Source organism: Mycobacterium sp. NGS40, from assembly GCF_059812735.1.
Genome location: NZ_JCALDG010000001.1, coordinates 202,810 through 226,951, shown reverse-complemented (window position 1 = coordinate 226,951; position 24,142 = coordinate 202,810). Strand labels below are relative to the sequence as shown.

The window sequence follows — 24,142 nt, the reverse complement described above, 5'->3', positions numbered from 1 at the left end:
CTGGAGGGTCACCGTCCGTGCAACCCCGTTACAGCATTGCGGCCAGGGCCGCGGGGGTCGAGGTGTCGGCGGTCATGGCGATGATCGCCAGCACGATGCCGTACAGGACGGCGCTAACGACGGCGGCGATGACCGACCACTTCACCCACTTCTTGGCGGCGTCCGCTGCGGCTTGCGCCTCGGCGTACTGACCCTGCGCCCACAACCCACTCACCTGAGTGGATTTGACGATGGCCACGATGCCGAACGGCAGACAGCAGAACAGTGTCGCCAAGATGGACCACACCAGATAGTTATCCGGTGCTTGCCCGGCGGGCTGCTGGGGCGGGTAACCCGGGGGCGGCGGTTGTGCAGTCATGAATTCTCCAGTCGCGAGAAGTTAGCTGGCGTGAAGCGTGCTTACCATACATGAGCGGAGTGGCGAGGGCACTATGTACGCAAAAATCAGTTCGTCCGAACCCCCGACATCGTTGCCGCCGCAGCGCCTCTCCCGATGGCTGGGCCGGCTCGATCCGCGGCTTATCGACGAAATGCGTTGTGTGGATCGCCTTCCCGTTGTCGCCCCGGAATTGCCCAGGTCAGGACCGAATAATGCGCATAAAGAAATGGCGCGGCGGAATGTATTGCACAGCCCCGATATAGCCCTACGATTGCGGTAGCCACACGCCACCGCGACCGCCGGAAGGAGTCGCCGGATGTCACCTCGCAGTTACCCGCTGCGTGCCACGACGGCCGCGGTTCTCGTGGGTGGTTTGGCGTTTGCGGGCACCGCGACAGCGACCGCGGACCCCAACACCGGAAGCGGCGCGGATATCAACACACTAGCCAGCGCGCTGTCGAAGGGATACGGCCTCAACAACTGCGTCGCCCAGGGGGTTCCCAGCGGCGCGCTGGCCTACCTGCAGTGCGGACAGAGCCCGGACCCGAGCGGGCCGCTGCTCGGCAAATATTTCCTCTTCAGCGATCACAGCGCGCTGGCGAGTTCATTTCAGCGCCTCATCGGTGGTGACTCCCTGAGCAACTGCGGGAATGCCCCCTCGCCGACGCCATGGCACCAGGGCAGTTCCACCGCCAGCGCGGGATCGGTGGCGTGCGGGACTTTTCAGAACCATGCCGAGATCATCTGGACCAATGAGGCCAAGAACATGCTGGGCGTGATCCGTGCCGCCGGCAACGACGTACCGTCGCTCTACACGTGGTGGCGAGACAACGGCTGAGCCTTCTGCGGTTGGGCCGCAACCGTTTCCAGAGTCGAGTTGGTGAGAATCTCGCCAGTGCAAACGGTATGCGACCCAACGGGTTGCCTCCGGCTGTCCGCCGTCTACCAGCTATTCCCGAGCGCCGATAACCTCAGCTGTTCCAGCTTTCCAGAAGCGACGTGCCCTCGCTCCGCGGGCGGTGGCAGGACAACGACTGATCGGACTTGAGCCGCAACAGGTTCCACGCTCATGCCGCCGAAAATGATGCCGGTGTAAACCGTATTCGGCGGAATGGGTTGCATAGCTGTGGTTTGCCCCTACGATCATTCTGGCAAAGACAAATATCGTCGGCGCAGCCTTTTCAGGCGGTTACCCCAATATCAGGAGCGAGGATGCCTCACCCGGCCAAGACGCTGCGAGCCGTGACGGCCGCAGCCTTTACAGCGACCTTCTTCTGCGTCGCCACTCCCACCGCGATGGCAGACAACAACGCCACGCTCCTGAGCGCCCTCTCGAAGGGCTACAGCAGCAGCAACTGCTCCTCTCAGGCGGTGTCCGACGTGCAGGGCTCGTTTACCGCCACGGTGGTGGCGGTCCTGCAGTGCGGACAGAACACCGATTCCAGCGGCCCGATGGGCGGCAAGTACTTCCTGTTCGCCAACAGCGCCGACACGGCCAGCTCGTTCACCAAGCTCATCAGCAGTGACACCCTCGCCAACTGCGGGGACGCCAAGTCGCCCACCACATGGCACCAGGGCAGCTCCGACTCCGCCGGACAGGTGGCCTGCGGGACGGATTCCGGCCAGGCAGAGGTCCTCTGGACCGTCGACGCGAAGAACGTGCTGGCCTTCATCCGCGCGTCCAACGGGGACACGGCCGCCCTGTACAAGTGGTGGCAGTCCAACGGCTGAGTTTTAGAGCTGGGCCGCAACGAGTTCGGCCACCGCTTTCATCCCCGCGCCGTTGGGATGTAGCGGGGCCGGCCGACCCGGCAGCGGCACAATGTATTTCGCCGGTTTGGTCGTCCACGGTTGGGCAGACCACGCGTGATGATCCCGGCTGGCCGCGGCGGCGCTGACCACCCCGCAGCCGGATGCAGCGGCGGCGTCGGCCGTGAGCCGTTCCAGCGCCGCCGCCACGCGGCGGCCAAGGGCCGCATCCTCGTCCGAGATCGGCGGTGCCGGCACGCCTTCGGGCGGCAGGATCGTCAGATAGTCGACGAAGAAGACCAGTGCGTGCGGGGCCCGTTCACACACGGCTTTGCCGACCGCACACAAGGACTCGGACACTTCTGCCACGGCCCGGTCGCGCACCCCACGGTCCAGCAGTTCGGCGATCCGCGCCCCCAGCAGCGGCAGCCGCCGCGTCGCCCGTGGCAGGGCTGCCGCCATCAGTAGCGGAACGTAGCCGACGTCGTTGCCGCCGATCGTGATCGTGACGAGGTTCTCCGAGCCGTCCAACGCGGTGATCTGGGGCGGCGCGCTGTGCTGACGATCGGTGAGGATGTGGGCGGTGGTGGCGCCGGAAAAGGTGACATCGACAAACTCCCGGCCCGGTTGGAGGTTCATCTGCTCGGCGAGCAGGTGGGCATAATTGCGCGCCGATCGGCCCGACCATCGTGGAGCGCCGTGAACGCGCGGCTGGATGCCCGGACCGGCGGCCATCGAACTGCCCAGCGCTACATATCGTTTCGATCGACTCTTCGGTTCGCTCATCGCCCGGCTGTTCTCATCGCTCGATGGCCCGCTCCTGCGCGAGCCGGTCCGCGGCCCGCATCGGCGCCGGGCGCGGACTGGATGCCTGCGCCCAGAAGCGCTTCGGGATCCGCCCGGCGCGCCGGGCCAGATAGCCTGCGGTGACCGCGGCCGCCATCGCCGCAGCCATCGCGGGCGGATCGGTGGCCCGGGTCACCGCGGTGGCCAACAGCACTGCTTCACAACCCAACTCCATCGCCAGCGCGGCGTCACTCGCGGTGCCGATGCCGGCATCGAGGATGACCGGAACACCGGCCCGCGCGACGATCATCTCGATGTTGTGGGGGTTGGTGATGCCCAGCCCGGTTCCGATCGGTGAACCCAAGGGCATCACCGCCGCGCATCCGGTGTCCTCCAGCCGGCGGGCCAGCGCCGGGTCGTCGTTGGTGTAGGGCAGCACGACGAATCCGTCGTCGACCAATTGCTCTGCCGCCCGGACCAATTCGACCGCGTCGGGCAGCAACGTGCGCTCGTCGGCAATCACCTCGAGTTTGACCCAGTTGGTGTTCAGCGCCTCGCGTGCCAGCTGTGCGGTGAGCACCGCTTCGGCCGCGCTGCGGCACCCCGCGGTGTTGGGCAACGGCGTGATACCCAGCCGATTGAGCAGGTCGAGCAATCCGGTACCGCCCTCGGCGTCGACCCGGCGCATCGCGACGGTGGTCAGCTCGGTGCCCGAGACCCTCAGCGCCTCCTCCAGCACCGCCAGGCTGGTCGCTCCCCCGGTCCCCATGATCAGCCGCGAAGCGAAGCTGCGGTCCGCGATCGTCAGCTTGGAATCAGCCACCCTGCACCGCCGTCACTACCTCGAGCCGAGCACCGTCGAAAAGCTTTGTGGTCCAACTGGACCGGGGCAGCACAGCATCGTCCATGGCCACCGCTATCCCCCGTTCGGGAAATCCGAGCGATTCCAGCAACCCGGCGACCGTGGTCGGGCCCTCGACCTCGACCGCATTTGCGTTGACTACCACGATCATGACTGGACTCCTACCGGAACGAGTTCGGACACAATTTGTTCGGCGGTCCACGGTGCCAGCAGAAAGCCTGACCGGCCGTGTCCGGTCGCGACCAGGGTGCGGTCGTCCAGGCGATGTACCAGAGGAAGGTTATCCGGTGTCATCGGGCGCAGCCCGGCGGCGCACTCGGCCAGCTCGTACTCACCCAGCGCCGGCAGCACCGCGCACGCGTCGTCGAGCAGATCACGTACTCCGGATACCACCGGGGCGGTGTCCCGGCCGTGTTCGTACTGCGTCGCACCCACCACAACCCCATCCGCGCGCGGCACCACGTACACCTGACGGCCGTGCACACGTGCGCGAATCACTCTGCCCAGCAACGGCATACAGCCCTTCCGCCAGCGCAGTCGCAGCACCTCGCCCTTCACCGGGCGCACCGGCAGGCCCGGGCACAGCGCCGGCGCGTCGATGCCGTTGGCGATCACCACCGCGTCGCCGGAGACCCGCGACAGGTCCTGCGCCGGCGGCGCCCAGGCGACGCCGCGACGTTCGCAGTCCGCCGCCAGCGCGTCGAGGACCGCGCGGTTGTCCACGGCCAGTTCGGTGGGTGCCCGAAAGCCATGCCGGATGCCTTGCGCGAGAAGAGGTTCGACATCGCGTGCGGCCGGCTCCCAAATGACGGGATGGCCCTGCCCGTCCAGCCAGTCCGCGACCGTGCGCAGGTCGGCGGCATCGGCCCGGTCGACGGCCACCACCAGCGACTCGCGGGCGGTGACCACCTCCGGCGGCAGCCCGTCCAGGTAGCCGCCCTCGCGCCACAGCCGCAGCGACTCCAGGCCCAGCCGCAGCAAGTGCTCTTCGCCCGGCCACCCCTCGCTGTGCGGAGCCAGCATGCCACCGGCGACCCAGGACGCGCCGTGGTCGCCGGTGCGGTGCACCCGCACCGACCACCCGGCCTGGGCCGCCCGGCGCGCCACCGACAGCCCGATGACGCCGCCGCCGATCACGGCCAGCGTCCCTACATCCGAAGGCATCTTCCGCTCCCTTCGCCGGCATGACCCGGATCAGGTGTGACGGTAAGGGCAGCTCCGGTTTCGCCGGCTGTGCCCACTCTCAGCCCCGCAGGTCGCTCGGGACTCCCGTGTCTCTCGTTTGTTCGGGTACTACGCTAGCGCGCTAGCGTCGCGGTGTGCACGATCCTGTTACCCGTCTTACCGGCGCCCGCCTTTATCTGTGTACCGACGCGCGGCGCGAGCGCGGCGACCTGGCCCAGTTCGCCGAGGCCGCCCTGGCCGGCGGAGTGGACATCATCCAGCTGCGCGACAAGGGGTCGGCCGGTGAACGGCGGTTCGGCCCGCTGGAGGCGCGCGAGGAGCTGGCCGCTTGCGAGATCCTCGCGGACGCGGCCCGCCGGCACGGCGCGCTGTTCGCGGTCAACGACCGGGCCGACATCGCCCGCGCGGCCGGGGCCGATGTGCTGCACCTGGGCCAGGGCGATCTGCCACCGGAGGTGGCCCGCGACATCGCCGGGCCCCACCCGCTGATCGGCCTGTCCACCCACGACGCCGACCAGGTCAAAGACGCCACGACGGCCTTGGAAACAGGGGAAGTCGACTACTTCTGCGTCGGCCCGTGCTGGCCCACTCCCACCAAACCCGACCGTTCGGCGCCGGGGTTGCCGCTGGTCGAGACGGCCGCCCGGCTCAACCCGGCCAAGCCGTGGTTCGCAATCGGCGGCATCGACGCGCAACGGCTGCCCGAGGTGCTCGGGGCCGGGGCCCGGCGAATCGTGGTGGTGCGGGCGATCACCGCGGCCGACGACCCCCGCGCCGCGGCCGAACAGCTCAGTTCAGCGCTTCGAGCAGCGAGCTGATCCGGGGACTCAGGTGCGACGGCGCCTGATCCGCGTCGACCGGCATGCACCAGACGAAGACCCCGGCATCGATCTCGAGCGTGCGCGGCAGGTGCTGACGCCGTTGGTCGGCATGGCCGAGCGGAATCAGCGCGGTCGCGGTGCGCAGCCGATCCCAGCTGGCGGCGAAGCCGGGATGCAGCGGCAGGTCGGCCACCTCGTTCTCGGCGACCCAGCGCATTTCGGCGCTTTCCCGGTTGGGCACCGTGTGCAGCAACTCGCCGGCGTCGGCGATGACCGTGGTGTAGGACCAGCGGGTACCGGCGATCCCGGCAACCTCGGCGGTGACCACGGTCGCCCGCACGGCCACGCGCTCGGCGCGCAGCCCGGCCTCCTCGTGGGCTTCACGGACCGCCGTCTGCTCCGGGGTTTCGTGGCTATCCCGGGCGCCGCCGGGCAACCCCCAGGTGCCGCCCTGATGGCTCCACACCGCACGGTGTTGCAGCAACACCGCGGGGGTACCGTCGGGCCGTGGCGCCCGCAGCAGCAGACCCGCCGCGCCGAACCGACCCCAGTAGTGGGCGCCGTTGTCGGATATCACCCATCCGTCACCGTCGCCATGCACGCGTTCAGGATATGCAGCCGATCACCGAAATTGGGCCGCCTCCCCCCATCCGCGCCGACATCCTCTTAGAATTCGCTTATACAGGTACGAGCGGCGCATTCCATCGACCGAAAGTTGAGGTCTGAAAACACGTGACGGTTGAGCTGGCGCACCCGTCGACCGAACCGCTGGGGTCGCGGTCGCCGGGCGAACCGGCCCACCCCCGTTGGTGGTTCATCTCGACCACACCCGGCCGCATCCTGACGATCGGCATCGTGCTGGCGGCGCTCGGCGTCTCCAGCGCGTTCGCCACCTCGACGACGATCAACCACCGCCAGCAAGTGCTGTCCACCGTGCTCAACCACACCGAGCCGCTGGCGTTCGCGGCCGGGCGGCTCTACACCACGCTGTCGGTCGCCGACGCCGCGGCGGCCACCGCGTTCATCGCCCAGGCCGAGCCGTGGCCGGTGCGGATGCGCTACGAACAGGCCATCACCGACGCGGCGGTCGCGGTGACCCGGGCGTCCAGCGGCCTGACCGATGAACCGCTGGTCCAGCTACTCGGCAAGATCAACGCCGAGCTGGCCGTCTACACCGGCCTGATCGAAATAGCGCGGACCAACAACCGGGAAGGCAACCCCGTCGGTTCGTCGTACCTGTCGGAAGCGTCGGGCCTGATGCAGTCGACGATCCTGCCCGACGCGGCGCAGCTCTATCAGGCGACGTCGGAACGGGTGGACGCCGAAACAACAGCGTCCACCCACTTTCCGGCTCCGGTGGTCCTCGTCATCGCGACCACCGTCGTCTTCGGGGCGTTCTCGCATCGTTGGCTGGCCCGGCGCACCCGGCGCCGAATTAATCCCGGGCTGGTCGTGGGTGCGCTCGGTATCCTCGTCATGGTGGTGTGGGTCGGGACTGCGCTAACAATCTCCACGACTGCCAGCCGTAGCGCCAAAAACACGGCGGCCGAGTCGCTCAAGACCGTGACCAGCGTGGCGATCACCGCGCAGCAGGCCCGGGCCGACGAGACACTGTCGTTGATCCGGCGTGGCGACGAACAGATCCGCAAACAGTCGTTCTATCAGCGCATCGACTTCATGCATCAGCAGATCGACCAGTACATGGCCCGCAGCGATGCCGTCGACAAACCCGACCTGCAGGGCGCCGACCAGCTGCTGGTCCGGTGGCGGCAGGCCAACGACCGCATCAACTCCTACATCTCGGTCGGTAACTACCGCTCGGCCACCCAGATCGCGCTGGGCAGCGCCGAGGACGACTCCACCCCCGCGTTCGACAAGCTCGAAGACCAGTTGGGCAAGGCCATGACGCAGTGCCGGACGCACCTGCGCAACGACGTGATCAACGCGCGCAGCGGGCTGTCCGGCGCCCAGGTCGGCGGCGTGGTGCTCAGCCTGGGTGCCGCCATCGCGGTCGCCCTGGGTCTGTGGCCGCGGCTGAAAGAGTATCGATAATGACCCCGCTGCCCAGGATCCGCCGGGCGTCCGCCGTGCTGGCCACGGCGATCGTGCTGGCGGGTTGCGGGCACACGGAAACATTGACCGTCGCCACCGCGCCGACGTTGCCGCCGCCCACCCCGGTCGGCATGGAGCAGCTGTCGTCGGAGCCACCGCTGCCGCCCGACGAGACCGGCCAGGACTGCAACGCCACCGCCAGCCTGCGCCCCTTCGCCACCAAGCCCGAGGCCGACGCCGCGGTCGCGTCCATCCGGGCGCGCGGCCGGCTGATCGTCGGGCTCGACATCGGCAGCAACCTATTCAGCTTCCGCGACCCGATCACCGGCGAGATCACCGGCTTTGACGTCGACATCGCCGGCGAGATCGCGCGCGACATCTTCGGCGCCCCGTCGCACGTCGAGTACCGGATCCTGTCGTCGGACGAACGCATCACCGCACTGCAGCACTCCGAGGTCGACATCGTCGTGAAGACGATGACCATCACCTGCGAGCGCCGTAAGCAAGTGAACTTCTCCACCGTCTACCTCGACGCCAACCAGCGGATCCTGGCCTCGCGCGACTCGCCGATCGCCAAAGTGGGCGACCTGTCCGGCAAGCGGGTCTGCGTGGCCCGGGGTACCACGTCGTTGCACCGGATCCGCCAGATCGACCCGCCCCCGATCATCGTCTCGGTGGTGAACTGGGCGGACTGCCTGGTGGCGATGCAACAGCGGGAGATCGACGCCGTGTCCACCGACGACTCGATCCTGGCCGGACTGGTCGAGGAAGACCCGTATCTGCACATCGTCGGACCGAACATGGCGACCCAGCCTTACGGCATCGGGATCAACCTGGACAACACCGGGCTGGTCCGGTTCGTCAACGGCACACTGGAACGCATCCGCCGGGACGGTACCTGGAACACCTTGTACCGCAAGTGGTTAACGGTTCTCGGACCGGCGCCCGCCCCGCCCGTACCGAAGTATGTGGACTGATGACCGAGGCCGAACACACCGACACCGAGGCCGACACCGAGGACGTCGACCCGGGCACCGACGCGGGGGAAGCGCAGACCGGCGCGACGACCGGGCGCGCGCATGCCACCCAGGCACTGTTCCGGCCCGACTGGGACGACGATGACGACGACGACCTGCCGCACATCACAATCGGGAGCCTAGACACCGAACCGCAGGACCGGATGACGGTCGCGACGCGGGTGCTACCGCCTACCCGGCAGCTCGGTGGTGGGCTGGTCGAAATCCCCCGGGTCCGCGACATCGATCCGCTCGAAGCGCTGATGACCAATCCGGTGGTGCCGGAGGGCAAGCGGTTCTGCTGGAACTGCGGAAAGCCGGTGGGCCGGTCCAGCTCCGCGGGCAAGGGCGAGTCGGAAGGCAAATGCCCGTCCTGCGGGAGTCCGTATTCATTTCTGCCCCAACTGAATCCGGGCGACATCGTCGCGAACCAGTACGAGGTCAAGGGCTGCATCGCACACGGCGGGCTGGGCTGGGTGTACCTGGCCGTCGACCACAACGTCAACGACCGCCCGGTGGTGCTCAAAGGCCTGGTGCATTCCGGTGACGCCGAGGCCCAGGCGATTGCGATGGCCGAACGGCAGTTCCTCGCCGAGGTCGTGCACCCGCAGATCGTGCAGATCTTCAACTTCGTCGAGCACACCGACCGGCACGGCGATCCGGTCGGCTACATCGTCATGGAGTACATCGGTGGCCAGTCGCTCAAGCGGGGCAAGAAGGACCCGCGGCTACCGGTCGCCGAAGCCATCGCGTACCTGCTGGAAATTCTTCCGGCACTGAGCTATCTGCATTCCATCGGCCTGGTCTACAACGACCTCAAGCCGGAGAACATCATGCTCACCGAGGAGCAGCTGGAGCTGATCGACCTGGGCGCGGTGTCGCGAATCAATTCGTTCGGCTACCTCTACGGCACACCCGGCTATCAGGCGCCGGAGATCGTGCGCACCGGCCCGACGATCGCCACCGACATCTACACGGTCGGGCGCACGCTGGCCGCGCTCACGTTGAACCTGCGCACCCGCAATGGCCGTTACGTGGACGGGCTGCCCGAAGACGACCCGGTGCTGTCGACCTACGACTCGTTCGGCCGGCTGCTGCGCCGCGCGATCGACCCCGACCCGCGGCGCCGGTTCGGTTCGGCCGAGGAGATCTCAACGCAGTTGATGGGCGTGCTGCGGGAAGTCGTCGCACAGGATTCCGGAGTGCCGCGGCCCGGGTTGTCGACGCTGTTCAGCCCGAGCCGCTCGACCTTCGGCGTCGACCTGTCGCTCGCGCACACCGACGTCTACCTGGACGGGCAGGTGCATTCGGAGAAGCTGACCGCCCGGGAGATCGTGACCGCGCTGTCGGTGCCGCTGGTCGATCCCACCGATGTCGCCGCCCCGGTGCTGCAGGCGACGGTGCTCTCTCAGCCGGTGCAGACCCTGGACTCATTGCGCGCGGCGCGGCACGGCTCGCTGGCCGCCGAGGGCATCGACGTCTCGGAGTCCGTCGAGTTGCCGCTGATGGAGGTGCGCGCGCTGCTGGATCTCGGCGATGTGGCCAAGGCGACCCGCAAACTCGACGACTTGGCCGAGCGAGTGGGCTGGCGCTGGCGGTTGGTCTGGTTCCGGGCCGTCGCCGAGTTGCTCACCGGCGATTACGACTCCGCCATCAAGCATTTCACCGAGGTGCTCGATACCTTTCCCGGCGAGCTGGCGCCGAAGCTGGCGTTGGCCGCCACCGGCGAACTCGCCGGCAATGTCGACGTGGACAAGTTCTACAAGACGGTGTGGCGCACGAACGACGGCGTGATCTCGGCGGCGTTCGGTTTGGCGAGATCCCTGTCGGCCGCCGGCGATCGGCGAGGCGCGGTGCGCACGCTGGACGAGGTGCCGCCGACATCACGACATTTCACCACCGCGCGGCTGACCAGTGCGGTGATGCTGCTGTCCGGCCGCTCGTCGAACGAAGTCACCGAAGAGCAGATCCGCGACGCCGCCCGACGGGTCGAGGCGCTGCCCCCCACCGAACCGCGGGTCCTGCAGATCCGGGCGCTGGTGCTCGGCGGTGCGATGGACTGGCTCGAAGACAACCAGGCCAGCACCAACCACATCCTCGGCTTCCCGTTCACCCAGCACGGGCTGCGGCTCGGGGTCGAGGCATCGCTGCGCAGCCTGGCCCGGGTAGCGCCCACCCAGCGGCATCGCTACACGCTCGTCGACATGGCCAACAGGGTCCGGCCGACCAGCACGTTCTAATCTCGGGGCCGCTTTCGGCGTTGCGTCGAACAGCACCGCTTTCGGCGTTGCGTGTGCATTCTTGTCGGCCTGGGTGCACACTCGACGGCCTCAGTTCACACTCGACGCGCCCAGCGCTTCCCGCACCCGGCGCAGGATATTGGCCGGGCCGTCTTCTGCCACCACCCGGACGACTTTCCATCCCATCTGCTCGAGCATGTCCAGCCGTCGGATGTCTATGACGTATTGCCGTCGGTCGGTTCGGTGTTGGTCACCGTCGTATTCGACCGCGACCATCCACTCCGGCCAGCCCATGTCGAGGTAGGCGACTGGTATCCCGTCCATCCCGAGGACTGGTATCTGGGTCTGCGGCCGCGGCAGACCCGCGTCGATGAGCAGCAGCCGCAAATAGCTCTCCCGCGGAGACTGCGCCCCCGCGTCGACGAGATCAAGCGCGGCCTGCAAGCGACGAACTCCGGGTGAGCGTGCATGGCACTCGGCCAGCTGCAACACGTCGTCAACTTTGAAACCCGTTGCACGCGCGAGCGCGTCCAGTCGGGCAACCGCGGAGTGGACCGCTCCGCGCCGGCCGACGTCGAAGGCAGTGCGCTCCGGTGTCGTCACATCGAGTCCGCCAAGCAGCTGCATCTCGTTGTCCAGCAGTGCATCACGCCGTGTCAGCACCCCCGGCGGTGCATGCGAGTTGGCGTAAATCAGCTCTACCGGGACAGCATTGGGAATCCATTTAGCGCCGTGTAATGCGGCAGCCGCTGCGCCGGCGATAATTCCTCTGCGCTTCGACCACAGCCAGGCGGCGACGATGCGCCGTTCCAGTGATACCTCGGCATCTTTTGATAGGTAGATGTTTGGAAAGAGCGCGCGGTATTGCGTCTGCAGTTCATGGCGAGTCAGCGCGCCATCCGACAGGGCCTCGCTGCCGATGAACGGTCTTCCCAGATAGAGCATTGACGAACACTCGCACGTCGGTGCCTGCCGTGATTTCGGCTATCCACAGGCTCACTAATGGGCGGCTAGGGTGCCCTGAGCGCACACTGGACGCCACGCATGCACAGCTGATTCATAGCTCCATGCCGCACAGTTAATTCATGCCGGGGCAGTCCAGCCAGTGGATCGCAGCGGCCCGCGTGCTGCGACGAGCCGGCTTCGGGGTGACCGGACCCGAGGTCGACGTGGCGGTGCGCTGGAACTGGCCGTCGTATGTCGATGCCATGCTGGCCGGCGACCCCGAAACGGATCCCGGTGCGACCGCCACCCCGATGCCGCGGCTGGAGCCGCTGCGCGCGCCGGGCAAGGGCGCGACCCCGGCCGCCCGCAAGGAGTTCAACCACCAGGTCTCCGAACAACAGAGCATGCTGTCGGACTGGTGGTTGCGGCGCATGGTTTACGCACAACAGCCGGTGCACGAGAAACTGACCGTGCTGTGGCACAACCACTTTGCGACCTCCGCGCAGAAAGTCCGGTCCGCCGCACACATGGCGGCGCAGAACGAGAAGCTGCGCACCCTGTCGCTGGGCGATTTCCGCGCGCTTGCCTACGCGCTGCTGACCGATGCCGCGATGTTGCGCTGGCTGGACGGACAGAGCAATACCGCCAAGGCGCCCAACGAAAATCTCGCCCGCGAATTCATGGAGCTGTTCGCGCTGGGCCATGGCAACGGTTACACCGAGGACGACGTACGCGCCGGCGCCAGGGCGTTGACGGGCTGGGTGATCGACCCCGACGGCCAAACCTCGCTGACCCCCAAACGACACGACCCGGGCGGCAAAACACTGTTCGGCCAAACCCGCGATTTCGACGCCGCCGGATTCTGCGATACCGTGCTGGCGCAACCGAAGTCGGCGGAATATGTCACCGGACGGCTGTGGCAGCAGCTGGCCTCAGACGAACCAGCCTCCCCTCAGGTGCTCGGCCGGCTGGTCTCGGCCTACGGCTCCGGGCGCGATCTGCGTGCGCTGACCCGGGCCATCCTGACCGACGACGAGTTCACCGCCAACCGCGCGACCGTCGTCAACACTCCGATCGAGTGGCTGGTCGGTGTGATGCGGGCGCTGCGGGTTCCGATCGACAAGCCGGAGGTCCTGAAGATGGCCGACGCCACGTTGAAAGCCCTTGGGCAGCGGCCGTTCTACCCGCCGAGCGTCGGCGGCTGGCCGCACGGTCAGGTATGGCTGACGACCGCGAGCGCCGAGGCGCGGCTGCGCGCGGCCGCCCGGCTGGCACACATCGGCGACCTGTCGGGCATCGAGAGTGTGGCCCCCGCCGACCGCATCGACGCAGTCGGCTATTGGCTCGGCATCGGCTCCTGGTCGGACCGGTCCGCCGACGCGCTCGAACCCCTGGTGCGCAGGCCGCCACAGTTGATCGCCGCCGCGGTCAACACACCCGAATACCTGACGTCGTAACGAGAGTGCCATGCCCGAGATCAATCGCCGCAGATTCCTGATCGCCAGCGCCGGGGTGGGCGCGGCCGGGCTGCTCTCCGGAGCGGTCGCAGTCGGCTGGCCCGACCTGATGCGCGCCGCCGAGGACCGGCCGCTCGCCGACGGTGCCGGGGTGCTGGTCATCGTCACGCTCTACGGCGGCAACGACGGCATCAACACCCTAATCCCCTACTCCGACAATGCATACCACGATTCCCGACCCGAGCTCGCTTATACCCCGGGCGAGGTGCTGCACCTGGATTCTCGGCTGGGCCTCAACCCCGCGATGAAGGGCCTGGCCCAGTTGTGGGGCCAGGGCCAACTCGCGATCGTGCGCGGTGTGAGCTATCCGAAGCCCGACCACAGTCACTTCCGGTCGATGGACATCTGGCAGACGGCGTCGCCCGCCGAACCGGTCCCGACCGGATGGATCGGCCGCTGGCTCGATGCCACCGGCGACGATCCGTTGCGCGCGGTGAACATCGGACCTGTGTTGCCGCCGCTGGCGGTCGGCGAAAAGTACACGGCGGCAGCGCTTTCACCGGCGCGGGCACCGGAGCAGCAGGCGGATCGCTTTGAAGCCATCATCAGCGCGCTGGGCGACGACGACCCCGTTGACACCCCGGCGATGGCGGCGGTTCGCAAGGCCTATCGCGCCAGCGGCACCACCAGTAAGGCGTTCGGGGCGATCAAACCCGCTGATAAGGAAGGTAATTCGCTGGCCGCGCAGCTGAATATGGTTGCCGCCGCGGTACGCGCCGGCGTCCCGACCCGCGTGTACACCGTCACGCTGGGCGGCTTCGATACCCACGCCAACGAGCGCGATACCCAACAGCGTCTGCTGCAAAGACTCGACGAAGCGCTGGCCCCGTTCCTGCGGGACATGGCCGCAGATCGCCGCGGACGCAACGTCGTGCTGATGGCCTACTCGGAGTTCGGCCGCCGCGTGGTGGCCAACGCGTCACAGGGGACCGATCACGGCACCGCGGGCCCGGTCTTCATCGCGGGTGTGCCCGTCAAGGGTGGCTTCTACGGCGAAGAGCCCAGCCTCACCAACCTCGACCACGGAGATCTCAAGTTCACCACCGACTTTCGGGACATCTACTACGAGCTGCTCGTGCAAACGATTGGGACGGACCCGACGCCGTCGGTGGGGGCGGGCCGCACCAGCTTGGGCCTCCTCTAACTCGCCAACAGCTCCGCACAGTCGCGTGCGATCGCCAGCTCTTCGTCGGTCGGGACGACGAGCACGGCGATCGGCGAATGGTCAGCCGAAATCCGCTGTGCGCCTTTGCTGTTGGACTGGTTACGACCCTCGTCCAGCACGATGCCCAGCTCCTCGAGGCCGGTTACGGCATCACGGCGCACCACAGCATCGTTCTCGCCGATGCCGGCGGTGAACGTCAGCACATCGGTGTGCCCCAGCACCGCCAGGTAGGCGCCGATGTACTTACGCAGCCGGTGGATGAATACGTCGTACGCCAATTGTGCCGAGCTGTCGCCTGATTCGATCATCGCGTGCAGCCGGCGGAAGTCGCGCTCACCGGCCAGGCCCCAGACGCCCGACCGGTTGTTGAGCATGGACTCGATCGCCTCCACGTCCATGTTCGCGCTGCGCCACAGGTAACTGATGACGCCGGGGTCGATGTCGCCGCTGCGGGTGCCCATCACCAGACCCTCCAACGGGGTCAGGCCCATCGACGTGTCGACCGGCCGGCCGCCGGCGATCGCCGAGGCCGAGGCGCCATTGCCCAGGTGCAGCACGATCTGGTTCAGGCTGTCCGGCGAGGCGCCCAGGAAGGCGGCGGCCTGCTCGCTCACGTAGCGATGCGACGTGCCGTGAAAACCGTAGCGGCGTATCCGGTATCGCTCTGCCAGCTCCCGGTTCATCGCGTACGTCGCGGCCGCGGCCGGTAGGTGGTGGAAGAAGGCCGTATCGAACACGGCGATGTGCGCGACATCCGGCAGCAGCTTGCGTGCCACCTTGATGCCCTGCAGCGCGGGCGGATTGTGCAGCGGTGCAAGCTCCGACAGCTTCTCGAGCTCCGCTATCCGCTCGTCGTCGAGCAGCGTCGGGCGGTAGAAATCACTGCCCCCGTGCACGACCCGGTGTCCGACCGCCAGTAGGCCGCTCGACTTCAGGTCGATGCCATCCTCGGCCAGCTGGTGAAACGCCAGACGCAGCGCCTCCTCGTGATCGGCGGCCCGCCCGGACGGCTCGCCGATCTCGCCAATCACGCCGCGCGCCCGGGTGATTCCCGAATCAGGCTGCAAAAGCTGGAATTTCAATGACGATGAGCCCGAATTGATAACGAGCACAGTGCGCTCAGCCATGTCCGACACCTTGCGCCTGGATCGCGGTGATCGCAATGGTATTGACGATGTCTTCGACCAGAGCGCCACGAGACAGGTCATTCACCGGCTTGCGCAACCCCTGCAGCACCGGTCCGATCGCGATGGCCCCGGCACTGCGCTGCACCGCCTTGTACGTGTTGTTGCCGGTGTTGAGGTCGGGGAAGATCAGCACGGTGGCGTGACCGGCGACCGCGGAGTCGCGCAGCTTGGTGGCGGCCACCGAGGGTTCGATCGCGGCGTCGTACTGGATCGGCCCCTCGACCAATAGCTGCGGATCCCGGGCACGCACCAATTCCGTGGCCTTCCTGACCTTGTCGACGTCGACTCCGGTCCCGGAATCACCGGTGGAGTAAGACAGCATCGCCACCTTCGGATCGATGCCGAACTGTGCGGCGGTGCGCGCCGAACTGATCGCGATGTCGGCGAGCTGTTCGGGTGTGGGGTCCGGGACGATCGCGCAGTCGCCGAAGGCCAGCACCCGATCGGGCATGCACATCAGGAAGATGCTGGACACCGTCGAGACGTCGGGCACGGTCCTGATGATCTCGAATGCCGGCCGAACCGTGTGGGCAGTGGTATGCGCGGCGCCGGACACCATGCCGTCAACCATGCCGTTGTGCACCAGCATGGTCCCGAAATACGAGACGTCGTGCATGATCTCGTGGGCCTGCTCGATGGTGATGCCCTTCGCCTTGCGCAGTTCGGCGTACTGCGCGGCGAACTGGTCACACAGTTCGTCGTCGTACGGGTCGATGATCGTGGCGTCGTGCAGGTCGACTCCGAGTTCGGCTGAACGCGAACGGATTTGAGATTCGTCACCCAGGATCGTGAGGTCGGCGACACAGCGTTTCAGCACCCGGCCGGCGGCCTTGAGGATGCGGTCGTCGTTACCTTCGGGCAGCACGATGTGCTTTCGATCGGCACGCGCCTGCTGCGTGAGCTGATGGGTGAACATCTGCGGGGTGGTGACCGTAGGGATCGGAATAGCCAGCTGTGCAATGAGATCCGCGATATCGACGTGGCGCTCCATCAGCCCCACTGCGGTGTCGATCTTACGTTGCGAGGTTGCCGTGACGCGGCCGCGGGCCAAGGCCGCCGCCCTGGCCGTTTCGTAGGTCCCCAGGTCGTTTCCGATGATCGGCAGCCGCAGGTGCAGCCCGGCGACCAGTGCCGCAATGGACGGATGCAGTTGGAATCCGCCGTTGAGCACAATGCAGGACAGTGACGGAAACCCCTCGGCCGCATGGGCACTGGCGGCCGCCAGAACGACGTCGGAACGGTCGCCGGGGGTGATCACCGCCATGCCGTCGCGTAGCCGCTCCAGCACGTGGTCGGCGGTCATCCCGGCCACCAGTACGTCCATCACCTCGCGCCGAACCAGCTCGGCGTCGCCGCTGACCAGCGTCCCGTGCACGGCCTGCCGCAACTCCTCGACCGTCGGCGCCGAGAGCAACGGGTCTTCCGGCAGTACGTAACTGGGCGGGGCGAAGCGGTGCAGCGCTTCGGCAACGGCACCCAATTCGGCCGGATCACACCGGTTGGCCACCACAGCCGCGGTGTGGGCGCGCTGCGCGGCGAGCTCGGCAAGACACACCTCGATGACCCCGGCGACCTGATCGGCGGTGCGGTCCTTGGCCCGCACCGCCAACAGCACCGGCGCACCGAGATTGACTGCGACGCGGGCATTGACCGAGAGCTCAGCGGGACCGGCGATATCCGTGTAGTCGCTGCCCACGATCACCACCGCGTCGCATGCCTGCGCCATCGCGTGGTAGGCGTCGACGATGGCGGCGATCGCCGCGTCGGTATCGGCGTGGATTTCCTGATAGGTGGCGCCGACGCATTCCTCGTAGGTCAGGCCCGCGGTGGCACGGGTCAGCAGCAGCTCCAGGATATAGTCGCGATCCTCGCCGGGATCATGCGGCGACCCGCTACGCCCGGCTCCGCCGCGCTTGCGATCGCCGTCGAGCCGGGTAATCGGCCGGAACACACCGACTTTGGCGACGGTGGCCGTCAGTCGGTTGAGCAGCCCCAGCGCGATCGTCGACTTGCCGGTCTCGGGCTCGGGCGCCGCGATGTAAATCCCTGAAGCAGGTCGAGCGGTATCAGCCAAGTTGCCGCAGCCTGGGCGCAAGGTCCTTTTCGAACAGCTCCAGGAACCGGCGCTGGTCGTGGCCGGGCGCGTGGAACACCAGGTGGTTCAGGCCCCAGTCGATGTAGTCCTTGACCTTGGCGACCGCCTCGTCGGGATCCGACGCCACGATCCAGCGCTTGGTGATCTGCTCGATCGGCAGCGCGTCGGCAGCCTTCTCCATCTCGATCGGGTCGTCGATGGAGTGCTTCTGCTCGGCGGTCAGCGACAGCGGCGCCCAGAACCGGGTGTTCTCCCGGGCCAGTTCGGGGTCGGTGTCGTAGGAGATCTTGATCTCGATCATCCGGTCGATGTCGTCCGGGTTCTTGCCCGCCGCCTCGGCACCCTCACGCATCGCGGGGATCAGCTTGTCCTTGTAGAGCTCCTCGCCCTTGCCGGATGTGCAGATGAACCCGTCGCCGGCGCGCCCGGCGTACTTGGCCACCTGCGGTCCGCCCGCGGCGATGTAGATCGGGATACCGCCCTCGGGCACGTCGTAGATCGAGGCGCCCTTGGTTTTGTAGAACTCGCCCTCGAAATCGACGCGGTCGCCGAGCCACAGTTCGCGCATCAGTTTCACCGACTCGCGCAGCCGCGCGTAGCGCTCCTTGAACTCCGGCCAGTCGCCCTCGTATCCGGTGGCGATCTCGTTGAGCGCCTCTCCGGTGCCGACGCCGAGGAAGATGCGGTTCGGGTACAGGCAACCCATCGTCGCGAAGGCCTGGGCGATGACGGCCGGGTTGTACCGGAAGGTCGGGGTGAGCACCGACGTGCCCAGCACCAGCCGCTCGGTGCGCTCGCCGACCGCGGTCATCCAGGCCAGTGAGAACGGGGCGTGTCCGCCCTTGTGCCGCCACGGCTGGAAGTGGTCACTGACGGTGGCGCTGTCCATGCCGTGTGCTTCGGCGGCCACAGCCAGTTCGACGAGCTCGCGCGGGGCGAATTGTTCAGCAGACGCTTTGTATCCAAGTTTCAGTTCAGCCACCCGTTCTTTCTACTCCTAGACTCGCGGGCATGGCACCAGCGCCAACACTTGTTCAAGTCACCGACACCGTGCACCTCGCCCAGGGTGAAGCCGTCAACTGGACGCTGGTCACCGACGACAGCGGCGTAATGCTGATCGACGCCGGCTATCCCGGTGACCGGGCAGCGGTGCTGGCCTCGCTGAAAGCCCTCGGCTACGGCGTCGGCGACGTGCGCGCGATCCTGCTGACGCACGCCCACATCGACCATCTGGGCTCGGCGATCTGGTTCGCCGCCGAGCACGGCACTCCGGTCTACTGCCACGCCGACGAAGTCGGCCACGCCAAGCGTGAGTACCTCGAACAGGTCTCGGTGATCGATCTGGCGCTGCGCATCTGGCGTCCCCGGTGGGCGGTGTGGACCGCGCACGTGGTGCGCAGCGGCGGCCTGATCCGCGACGGGATTCCGACCACCCGGCCGCTGACGCCCGAAATCGCCGCGGCGCTGCCGGGCCACCCCAGACCCGTTTTCAGCCCCGGCCACACCAACGGCCACTGCTCGTACCTGGTCGACGGTGTGCTGGCCAGCGGCGACGCGCTGATCACCGGGCACCCGCTGATACGGCACGGCGGGCCGCAGCTGCTGCCGGCGATCTTCAGCTACAGCCAGCAGGATTGCATCCGAACGCTTTCGGCGCTGGCGTTATTGGAGACCGAGGTGCTGGCGCCCGGTCACGGCCCGCTGTGGCGCGGTCCGATCCGCGAAGCGACCGATGCGGCGCTGGAAAAAGCAGGCGCGTTGTGACCGTCGCCAAGTCGATCGCGTTGTTCGTCCTGGCCGCACTTTTCGAGATCGGCGGCGCCTGGCTGGTATGGCAGGGGGTGCGCGAACACCGCGGCTGGATGTGGGTGGGCTGGGGCGTGATCGCGCTGGGCGGCTACGGCTTTGTCGCCACCCTGCAGCCCGACACCCACTTCGGTCGCATCCTGGCCGCGTACGGCGGCATCTTCGTGGCCGGATCGCTGCTGTGGGGCATGGGTTTTGACGGGTTCCGCCCCGATCGCTGGGATGTCACCGGCGCGCTGATCTGCCTGCTGGGCGTGGCCGTCATCATGTATGCGCCGCGAACTCGCTGAGCCCCAAGTGATCCCGCAGCGTCTCGCCGGTGTACTCGGTGCGAAACGCGCCGCGCTCCTGCAGCAGCGGCACCACCCGGTCGACGAACTCGTCGAGGCCGTGCGGCGTCAGATGCGGGACGAGGATGAACCCGTCGCAGGCGTCGGCCTGGATGTATTCGTCGATCTCCTCGGCGATCCGGGATGCGGTGCCGACGAATTGCTCCCGGCTGGTGACCGCGATGATCAGCTCACGGATCGACAGCTTCTCGGCCCTGGCGCGTTCGCGCCACCCGCCGGCCACCTTGACCGGGTCGACGTGGCGGACCCGGCCCTGGGTGATGTCGCTGTCGACGACCGGATCGAATTCGGGAAGCGGCCCGTCGGGGTCGAAGTCGGAGAGCTCACGGCCCCATACCTGCTCGAGCATCGCGATTGCCGTGGCGCCACTGACCTGTTGATAACGGATGTGGCGCGCCTTGTCCTGCGCGTCGGCGTCGGTGTCACCGAGAACGAAGGTCGCGGCCGGAAAAACCTTGAGCTGGTTGGGGTCTCGACCCGACGCGACAGCCTTGCCCTTGACGTCGGCGTAGTAGCGCTGACCATCCTCCAAGGAGCCGTGCAGGGTGAAGAACGCATCGGCGTACCGGGCGCCGAATGCCCGCCCCTCGTCGGAGTCACCGGCCTGCAGCAGGATCGGATGACCCTGCCTCCCGACCGGCAGGGTGCCGAAGCCCCGGACGTTGAAGTCGGGGCCCCGATGCTCGACGGCGTGAATCCGGGACGGGTCGACGTACGTTCCGCTTTCGATATCGGCGAGCACCGCGTCGGCTTCCCAGCTGTCCCAAAATCTGCGCGCGACCGTGAGGAACTCCTCGGCCCGCCGGTACCGGTCGGCGTGCTTCAGGAAGCCGCCACGGCGGAAGTTGGCGCCGGTGAAGGCATCCGACGAGGTGACGATGTTCCAGCCGGCGCGGCCCTCCGACAGGTGGTCGAGCGTGGCGAATTGCCTTGCCACCTCGAATGGTTCGTTGAAGGTGGTATTGATCGTACCGGTCAGCCCGATCCGGTCGGTGACAGCGGCCAGCGCGGCCAGCACCGCGAAGGTGTCCGGGCGCCCGACGACATCGAGGTCGTAGATCCGGCCGCGGTGCTCGCGCAGCCGCAGCCCTTCGGCCAGGAAGAAGAAGTCGAACAGCCCACGCTCGGCGGTGCGGGCCAGGTGGACGAACGAGTCGAACTCGATCTGGCTGCCCGCGCCGGGATCGGTCCAGACCGTGGTGTTGTTGACACCCGGGAAATGGGCGGCCAGATGAATCGGCTTGCGGTGCTTACCGTTTCTGATGTTCATTGCGTCAGACCCCAGCGTTTGGCGATCAGCTCGTGCGACCGCAACCGGTCCTCGAACCGGTGCGTCACCGAGGTGACCACGAGTTCGTCGGCGCCGGTGACCCGCTGCAGTGCCTCCAGCCGCTCGGCCACCTCGTCGGGATCACCGACGAATTGCGTTGCCAATCGGTCCTTTACCAGGTCGAACTGCTCGTCGGTCAGGGGCGGCAGGCTGCCGGGTTCGGGATAAGGCATGGCACCTATGCCGCTGCGGATCGAGTACACCCAATGGCCGTAGCCGGCGGCCAGGTGCCTAGCGGTATCGGAGTCGTCGGCCACCACGATGTCGGCCGACACCACGACGTAGGGTTCGGCCAGCGCCGCCGACGGCACAAACGCGTCGCGGTAGGCCTCGATCGCCTCTAGGGCGGTGGCCGGCGTGATGTGATAGCTCGCCACGAACGGCAACCCCCGGGCACCGGCCACCCGCGCGCTTTGTCCCCGGGTGCTGCCGAAGACCCACGGCCGCAATCCGCTTCGTTCGCCCGGCACGGCATGCACGTCGAACCTACCGACGTGGTAGGTGCCTTCGAGCAGCGCGAGGATATCGTCGACCTGTTCGGCGAAGTCCGGGGATAGGGCCTGCGGCTGCTGCAGGATCCCCATCGTGGCTTGCAGCTGCTCGAGATCGAGCAGCCCGCGCAGGTCGAAGGGGGTCGGAACGACGACGCCGTCCACCTCGTGCCACACCCGCGGCGGACGGGGTTCCTTCGGCTTCTTGGGCTTCTGCTCTTCGGTACGGCGCTGCCCGGACCGGCCGATACCGAGGTCGATGCGTCCGGGATAGAACGCCTCCAGCACGCCGAAGCTTTCGACCACCGCGACGGCGGTGGTATAGCCCAGTTGCACCGCGGCGGCGCCGACCCGAATCCTGTTGGTAGCAGCCGCGATTTGTCCGATCAACACAGCGGGCGCCGCGCTGGCGACACCGACGAAGTGATGTTCGGCCACCCAGTAGCGGCGAAAGCCCCAGTCTTCGGCACGCTGGGCCAGTTCGACGGTGTCGCGCAGCGCCGTCGCCGCATCGCTTCCGGCGCTGATCGGCGAGAGGTCGAGGATGGACAGCGCAGCGTTCATCGCCGGACCGCCGCGTATCGGTTGGGCGCGACCGGCAGGCCGAGCCGGGCCCGCAGCGTCTCGCCCTCCTGATAGGCCTCCCGGAATCGGCCGGCACGCTGCAACAGCGGGACCACCTGGTCGACGATCACCGGCAGATCGGTGGCATTGACGGCAGGTCGCAGCCGCGCGCCGTCGATGCCGAGGCGCTGCCAATCGAGCAGCAGGTCCACCAAATCCGCTGGGCCGCCGGTGAAGTTGAGCGCATCGGAGCGGGGATCGCCGTCGCCCCCAAAGGACACCACTACGTCGGCATAGACCTTCAGCCGCGCACCGCCGGCAGCGGCCACCTCGTCCAGAATGCCGCGCAGCGAGGCCTCGTCCTTTGGCGTGATGAACACGAGATCGCCACTGGTAGAGGCGAATTCGTAGACCGGTAGTTGGTGGGCCAGCACCGCCACGACCGGCTGGCCCTGCGGCGGGCGGGGGGTGATCGACGGCCCCTTGACCGAGAAGAACTTTCCGCTGAAGTCGATGTAGTGCAGCTTGTCGATGTCGACGTAGCGGCCGGTCGACACGTCGCGGACGATCGCGTCGTCCTCCCAGCTGTCCCAGAGCCGGCGCACCACCTCGACGTAGTCGGCGGCCTCTGGAAAGAGGTCCGACAGGCCGTCCAGCGATACGTCGCGGCGGCCGAACAACGCCGCCTCGTGCGTGGTGGAGCTGACGCGAGGCTGCCAACCGGCCCGGCCGTGCGATACATAATCAAGCGTGGCAATGGATTTGGAGATATGGAACGGCTCCGTATGGGTCACCGTCGCCACCGGGATCAGCCCGATGTGCCGGGTCGCGGGTGCGATGCGCGCGGCGACCAGGGCGGCGTCGCCACGGCCGGCCAGCCGTCGCGGGTCGATCCGCTCGCGGCGACCGGGCTGCGGCATCAGGGTGTCGTCGATGGTGAGGAAGTCGAGCAGCCCGCGCTCGGCGGTGGCCGCAAGGCCGACCCAGTAACGTCCGCTCAGCTGCGACGGGGTGCTGGGGTCGGCCGCCAACGTGGCTCGCCACGCCAGCGGGTCCCAGCCATATCCGTCCAGCGCGACGCCCAGATGCAGTGCGCCGGTCACTTCAGCCACTTCTCGAAAGCGATCGGGAAGACCGGACCTTCGGACGGCAACGGCGCGTCCAGGCGGATGTATCCGGTGGCCTGATACAGCTCCTCGGCCTCGGGCTGACGGTTGCCGGTCATCAGATAGACCCGCCGGTAGCCACGTGCCGCGATCGCGGCCTCGAGTTCGGCCAGCAGCGCCATCGCGTAGCCGCGGCGACGATGCCGGCTATCGGTCCAGATTCTCTTGAGCTCGGCCGTCTCGGCGTCGAAGCGGCGAAATCCGCCGCCGGTCACCGGGCGGCCATCCAACAGGCCGATCAACATGCCCCCGTCCGGTGGCGCGAACTCGTCGGTGGGGTTGTCCTTGAGCCACGCCAACACGGTTGGTGGTGTGCTCTCGTAACGCTGCGCGTACTCGACGGCCAGCTCGGCCAGCAATGGCTGCGCCAACGCGTCGTCCAACGCGGCCGGCACAAACCGAAGCTGGGTCTTGGACATCACCTCACCTCTAACGC

The 24,142-nt window shown here is 67.5% G+C and carries 24 protein-coding genes; 10 read left to right on the top strand and 14 right to left on the bottom strand.

Features of this window, described 5'->3' with window-relative positions:
* Positions 1–28: 28 nt before the first annotated feature.
* Entirely contained in the window at positions 29–358 is a 330-nt protein-coding gene (locus AC5Y5O_RS01095; RefSeq protein WP_036466419.1) for a CD225/dispanin family protein, read from the bottom strand.
* Positions 359–695: 337 nt separating this feature from the next.
* On the opposite strand from AC5Y5O_RS01095, the gene AC5Y5O_RS01090 reads away from it, so the two are divergent.
* Positions 696–1,217, top strand: coding sequence for a serine/threonine protein kinase (locus AC5Y5O_RS01090; RefSeq protein ID WP_096284319.1), 522 nt, complete (start codon positions 696–698; stop codon positions 1,215–1,217).
* A gap of 374 nt (positions 1,218–1,591) precedes the next feature.
* Positions 1,592–2,110 (top strand): serine/threonine protein kinase, encoded by a 519-nt coding sequence (locus AC5Y5O_RS01085; protein ID WP_096284317.1) that lies wholly within the window; start codon positions 1,592–1,594, stop codon positions 2,108–2,110.
* Between the two features lie 3 nt (positions 2,111–2,113).
* On the opposite strand, the gene AC5Y5O_RS01080 is transcribed toward AC5Y5O_RS01085, so the two are convergent.
* Genes AC5Y5O_RS01080 through thiO form a run of 4 tightly spaced genes read right to left on the bottom strand, consistent with a single transcriptional unit; the run spans position 2,114 to position 4,940 of the window.
* The gene (locus tag AC5Y5O_RS01080) at positions 2,114–2,914 is read right to left on the bottom strand and encodes an SGNH/GDSL hydrolase family protein (RefSeq protein ID WP_243393749.1); all 801 of its coding nucleotides are present in this window, start codon (positions 2,912–2,914) and stop codon (positions 2,114–2,116) included.
* A 13-nt stretch (positions 2,915–2,927) separates the two neighbouring features.
* Positions 2,928–3,737 carry a thiazole synthase gene (locus AC5Y5O_RS01075; protein WP_096284313.1) on the bottom strand — a complete coding sequence of 270 codons (810 nt, stop codon included), beginning with the start codon at positions 3,735–3,737 and terminating at the stop codon, positions 2,928–2,930.
* Positions 3,730–3,927 (bottom strand): sulfur carrier protein ThiS, encoded by a 198-nt coding sequence (gene thiS / locus AC5Y5O_RS01070; protein ID WP_096284311.1) that lies wholly within the window; start codon positions 3,925–3,927, stop codon positions 3,730–3,732. The genes AC5Y5O_RS01075 and thiS overlap by 8 nt, the downstream gene beginning before the upstream one ends.
* A complete protein-coding gene (thiO, locus tag AC5Y5O_RS01065; RefSeq protein WP_096290838.1) occupies positions 3,924–4,940 on the bottom strand; it encodes a glycine oxidase ThiO in 1,017 nt (338 codons plus the stop codon). Before thiO ends, thiS begins: the two co-directional genes overlap by 4 nt.
* Positions 4,941–5,095: 155 nt before the next feature.
* Between thiO and thiE the strand changes: the two genes are divergently transcribed.
* Entirely contained in the window at positions 5,096–5,779 is a 684-nt protein-coding gene (gene thiE, locus AC5Y5O_RS01060; protein ID WP_096284309.1) for a thiamine phosphate synthase, read from the top strand.
* On the opposite strand, the gene AC5Y5O_RS01055 is transcribed toward thiE, so the two are convergent.
* Positions 5,751–6,383: an NUDIX hydrolase gene (locus AC5Y5O_RS01055; protein ID WP_096284307.1), complete on the bottom strand. Its 633-nt coding sequence runs from the start codon at positions 6,381–6,383 to the stop codon at positions 5,751–5,753. The two genes, thiE and AC5Y5O_RS01055, sit on opposite strands and share 29 nt — an antisense overlap.
* A 131-nt stretch (positions 6,384–6,514) precedes the next feature.
* On the opposite strand from AC5Y5O_RS01055, the gene glnX reads away from it, so the two are divergent.
* Genes glnX through AC5Y5O_RS01040 form a run of 3 tightly spaced genes read left to right on the top strand, consistent with a single transcriptional unit; the run spans position 6,515 to position 11,090 of the window.
* The gene (glnX, locus tag AC5Y5O_RS01050) at positions 6,515–7,834 is read left to right on the top strand and encodes a protein kinase G-activating protein GlnX (RefSeq protein WP_096284305.1); all 1,320 of its coding nucleotides are present in this window, start codon (positions 6,515–6,517) and stop codon (positions 7,832–7,834) included.
* Positions 7,834–8,811: a glutamate ABC transporter substrate-binding protein gene (locus tag AC5Y5O_RS01045; RefSeq protein ID WP_096284303.1), complete on the top strand. Its 978-nt coding sequence runs from the start codon at positions 7,834–7,836 to the stop codon at positions 8,809–8,811. Before glnX ends, AC5Y5O_RS01045 begins: the two co-directional genes overlap by 1 nt.
* Positions 8,811–11,090 (top strand): serine/threonine-protein kinase PknG, encoded by a 2,280-nt coding sequence (locus tag AC5Y5O_RS01040; RefSeq protein ID WP_096284301.1) that lies wholly within the window; start codon positions 8,811–8,813, stop codon positions 11,088–11,090. The genes AC5Y5O_RS01045 and AC5Y5O_RS01040 overlap by 1 nt, the downstream gene beginning before the upstream one ends.
* A gap of 90 nt (positions 11,091–11,180) precedes the next feature.
* Here AC5Y5O_RS01040 and AC5Y5O_RS01035 read toward each other — a convergent pair whose 3' ends face one another.
* A complete protein-coding gene (locus AC5Y5O_RS01035) occupies positions 11,181–12,035 on the bottom strand; it encodes an endonuclease domain-containing protein (RefSeq protein WP_207768448.1) in 855 nt (284 codons plus the stop codon).
* 140 nt (positions 12,036–12,175) lie between these two features.
* Here AC5Y5O_RS01035 and AC5Y5O_RS01030 point away from each other — a divergent pair, with 140 nt between their 5' ends.
* Positions 12,176–13,492, top strand: a complete 1,317-nt coding sequence (locus tag AC5Y5O_RS01030; protein ID WP_500023355.1) for a DUF1800 domain-containing protein — start codon at positions 12,176–12,178, stop codon at positions 13,490–13,492.
* Positions 13,493–13,502: 10 nt separating this feature from the next.
* Positions 13,503–14,696, top strand: coding sequence for a DUF1501 domain-containing protein (locus AC5Y5O_RS01025; RefSeq protein WP_500023353.1), 1,194 nt, complete (start codon positions 13,503–13,505; stop codon positions 14,694–14,696).
* Here the strand turns inward: AC5Y5O_RS01025 and AC5Y5O_RS01020 are convergent.
* Genes AC5Y5O_RS01020 through fgd form a run of 3 tightly spaced genes read right to left on the bottom strand, consistent with a single transcriptional unit; the run spans position 14,693 to position 18,981 of the window.
* Positions 14,693–15,844 (bottom strand): acetate kinase, encoded by a 1,152-nt coding sequence (locus tag AC5Y5O_RS01020; RefSeq protein ID WP_500023351.1) that lies wholly within the window; start codon positions 15,842–15,844, stop codon positions 14,693–14,695. The genes AC5Y5O_RS01025 and AC5Y5O_RS01020 overlap by 4 nt on opposite strands.
* Positions 15,837–17,978: a phosphate acetyltransferase gene (gene pta / locus AC5Y5O_RS01015; protein ID WP_500023349.1), complete on the bottom strand. Its 2,142-nt coding sequence runs from the start codon at positions 17,976–17,978 to the stop codon at positions 15,837–15,839. The genes AC5Y5O_RS01020 and pta overlap by 8 nt, the downstream gene beginning before the upstream one ends.
* Positions 17,971–18,981: a glucose-6-phosphate dehydrogenase (coenzyme-F420) gene (gene fgd / locus AC5Y5O_RS01010; RefSeq protein ID WP_096284294.1), complete on the bottom strand. Its 1,011-nt coding sequence runs from the start codon at positions 18,979–18,981 to the stop codon at positions 17,971–17,973. Before fgd ends, pta begins: the two co-directional genes overlap by 8 nt.
* A gap of 29 nt (positions 18,982–19,010) precedes the next feature.
* Between fgd and AC5Y5O_RS01005 the strand changes: the two genes are divergently transcribed.
* Entirely contained in the window at positions 19,011–19,763 is a 753-nt protein-coding gene (locus AC5Y5O_RS01005; protein WP_500023347.1) for an MBL fold metallo-hydrolase, read from the top strand.
* Positions 19,760–20,095: a YnfA family protein gene (locus AC5Y5O_RS01000; RefSeq protein WP_096284290.1), complete on the top strand. Its 336-nt coding sequence runs from the start codon at positions 19,760–19,762 to the stop codon at positions 20,093–20,095. Before AC5Y5O_RS01005 ends, AC5Y5O_RS01000 begins: the two co-directional genes overlap by 4 nt.
* Here AC5Y5O_RS01000 and AC5Y5O_RS00995 read toward each other — a convergent pair.
* The 4 genes from AC5Y5O_RS00995 to AC5Y5O_RS00980 are packed head-to-tail and all read right to left on the bottom strand — an operon-like array spanning position 20,070 to position 24,125.
* Entirely contained in the window at positions 20,070–21,425 is a 1,356-nt protein-coding gene (locus tag AC5Y5O_RS00995; protein WP_500023345.1) for an NtaA/DmoA family FMN-dependent monooxygenase, read from the bottom strand. The two genes, AC5Y5O_RS01000 and AC5Y5O_RS00995, sit on opposite strands and share 26 nt — an antisense overlap.
* Positions 21,422–22,540, bottom strand: a complete 1,119-nt coding sequence (locus AC5Y5O_RS00990; RefSeq protein ID WP_096284287.1) for an LLM class flavin-dependent oxidoreductase — start codon at positions 22,538–22,540, stop codon at positions 21,422–21,424. The genes AC5Y5O_RS00995 and AC5Y5O_RS00990 overlap by 4 nt, the downstream gene beginning before the upstream one ends.
* On the bottom strand, positions 22,537–23,643 hold the full coding sequence (locus AC5Y5O_RS00985; RefSeq protein ID WP_096284285.1) for an LLM class flavin-dependent oxidoreductase: 1,107 nt from the start codon (positions 23,641–23,643) through the stop codon (positions 22,537–22,539). Before AC5Y5O_RS00985 ends, AC5Y5O_RS00990 begins: the two co-directional genes overlap by 4 nt.
* Entirely contained in the window at positions 23,640–24,125 is a 486-nt protein-coding gene (locus tag AC5Y5O_RS00980; protein ID WP_096284283.1) for a GNAT family N-acetyltransferase, read from the bottom strand. The genes AC5Y5O_RS00985 and AC5Y5O_RS00980 overlap by 4 nt, the downstream gene beginning before the upstream one ends.
* Between the last annotated feature and the right edge of the window lie 17 nt (positions 24,126–24,142).

What these genes read in the sequence shown, in the direction of transcription:
- AC5Y5O_RS01095 (WP_036466419.1), bottom strand. Translation starts at nt 358, where the DNA reads ATGACTGCACAACCGCCGCCCCCGGGTTACCCGCCCCAGCAGCCCGCC.
- AC5Y5O_RS01090 (WP_096284319.1), top strand. Translation starts at nt 696, where the DNA reads ATGTCACCTCGCAGTTACCCGCTGCGTGCCACGACGGCCGCGGTTCTC.
- AC5Y5O_RS01085 (WP_096284317.1), top strand. Translation starts at nt 1,592, where the DNA reads ATGCCTCACCCGGCCAAGACGCTGCGAGCCGTGACGGCCGCAGCCTTT.
- AC5Y5O_RS01080 (WP_243393749.1), bottom strand. Translation starts at nt 2,914, where the DNA reads ATGAGCGAACCGAAGAGTCGATCGAAACGATATGTAGCGCTGGGCAGT.
- thiS (WP_096284311.1), bottom strand. Translation starts at nt 3,927, where the DNA reads ATGATCGTGGTAGTCAACGCAAATGCGGTCGAGGTCGAGGGCCCGACC.
- thiO (WP_096290838.1), bottom strand. Translation starts at nt 4,940, where the DNA reads ATGCCTTCGGATGTAGGGACGCTGGCCGTGATCGGCGGCGGCGTCATC.
- AC5Y5O_RS01045 (WP_096284303.1), top strand. Translation starts at nt 7,834, where the DNA reads ATGACCCCGCTGCCCAGGATCCGCCGGGCGTCCGCCGTGCTGGCCACG.
- AC5Y5O_RS01040 (WP_096284301.1), top strand. Translation starts at nt 8,811, where the DNA reads ATGACCGAGGCCGAACACACCGACACCGAGGCCGACACCGAGGACGTC.
- AC5Y5O_RS01035 (WP_207768448.1), bottom strand. Translation starts at nt 12,035, where the DNA reads ATGCTCTATCTGGGAAGACCGTTCATCGGCAGCGAGGCCCTGTCGGAT.
- AC5Y5O_RS01030 (WP_500023355.1), top strand. Translation starts at nt 12,176, where the DNA reads ATGCCGGGGCAGTCCAGCCAGTGGATCGCAGCGGCCCGCGTGCTGCGA.
- AC5Y5O_RS01025 (WP_500023353.1), top strand. Translation starts at nt 13,503, where the DNA reads ATGCCCGAGATCAATCGCCGCAGATTCCTGATCGCCAGCGCCGGGGTG.
- AC5Y5O_RS01020 (WP_500023351.1), bottom strand. Translation starts at nt 15,844, where the DNA reads ATGGCTGAGCGCACTGTGCTCGTTATCAATTCGGGCTCATCGTCATTG.
- AC5Y5O_RS01005 (WP_500023347.1), top strand. Translation starts at nt 19,011, where the DNA reads ATGGCACCAGCGCCAACACTTGTTCAAGTCACCGACACCGTGCACCTC.
- AC5Y5O_RS00995 (WP_500023345.1), bottom strand. Translation starts at nt 21,425, where the DNA reads ATGAACATCAGAAACGGTAAGCACCGCAAGCCGATTCATCTGGCCGCC.
- AC5Y5O_RS00990 (WP_096284287.1), bottom strand. Translation starts at nt 22,540, where the DNA reads ATGAACGCTGCGCTGTCCATCCTCGACCTCTCGCCGATCAGCGCCGGA.
- AC5Y5O_RS00980 (WP_096284283.1), bottom strand. Translation starts at nt 24,125, where the DNA reads ATGTCCAAGACCCAGCTTCGGTTTGTGCCGGCCGCGTTGGACGACGCG.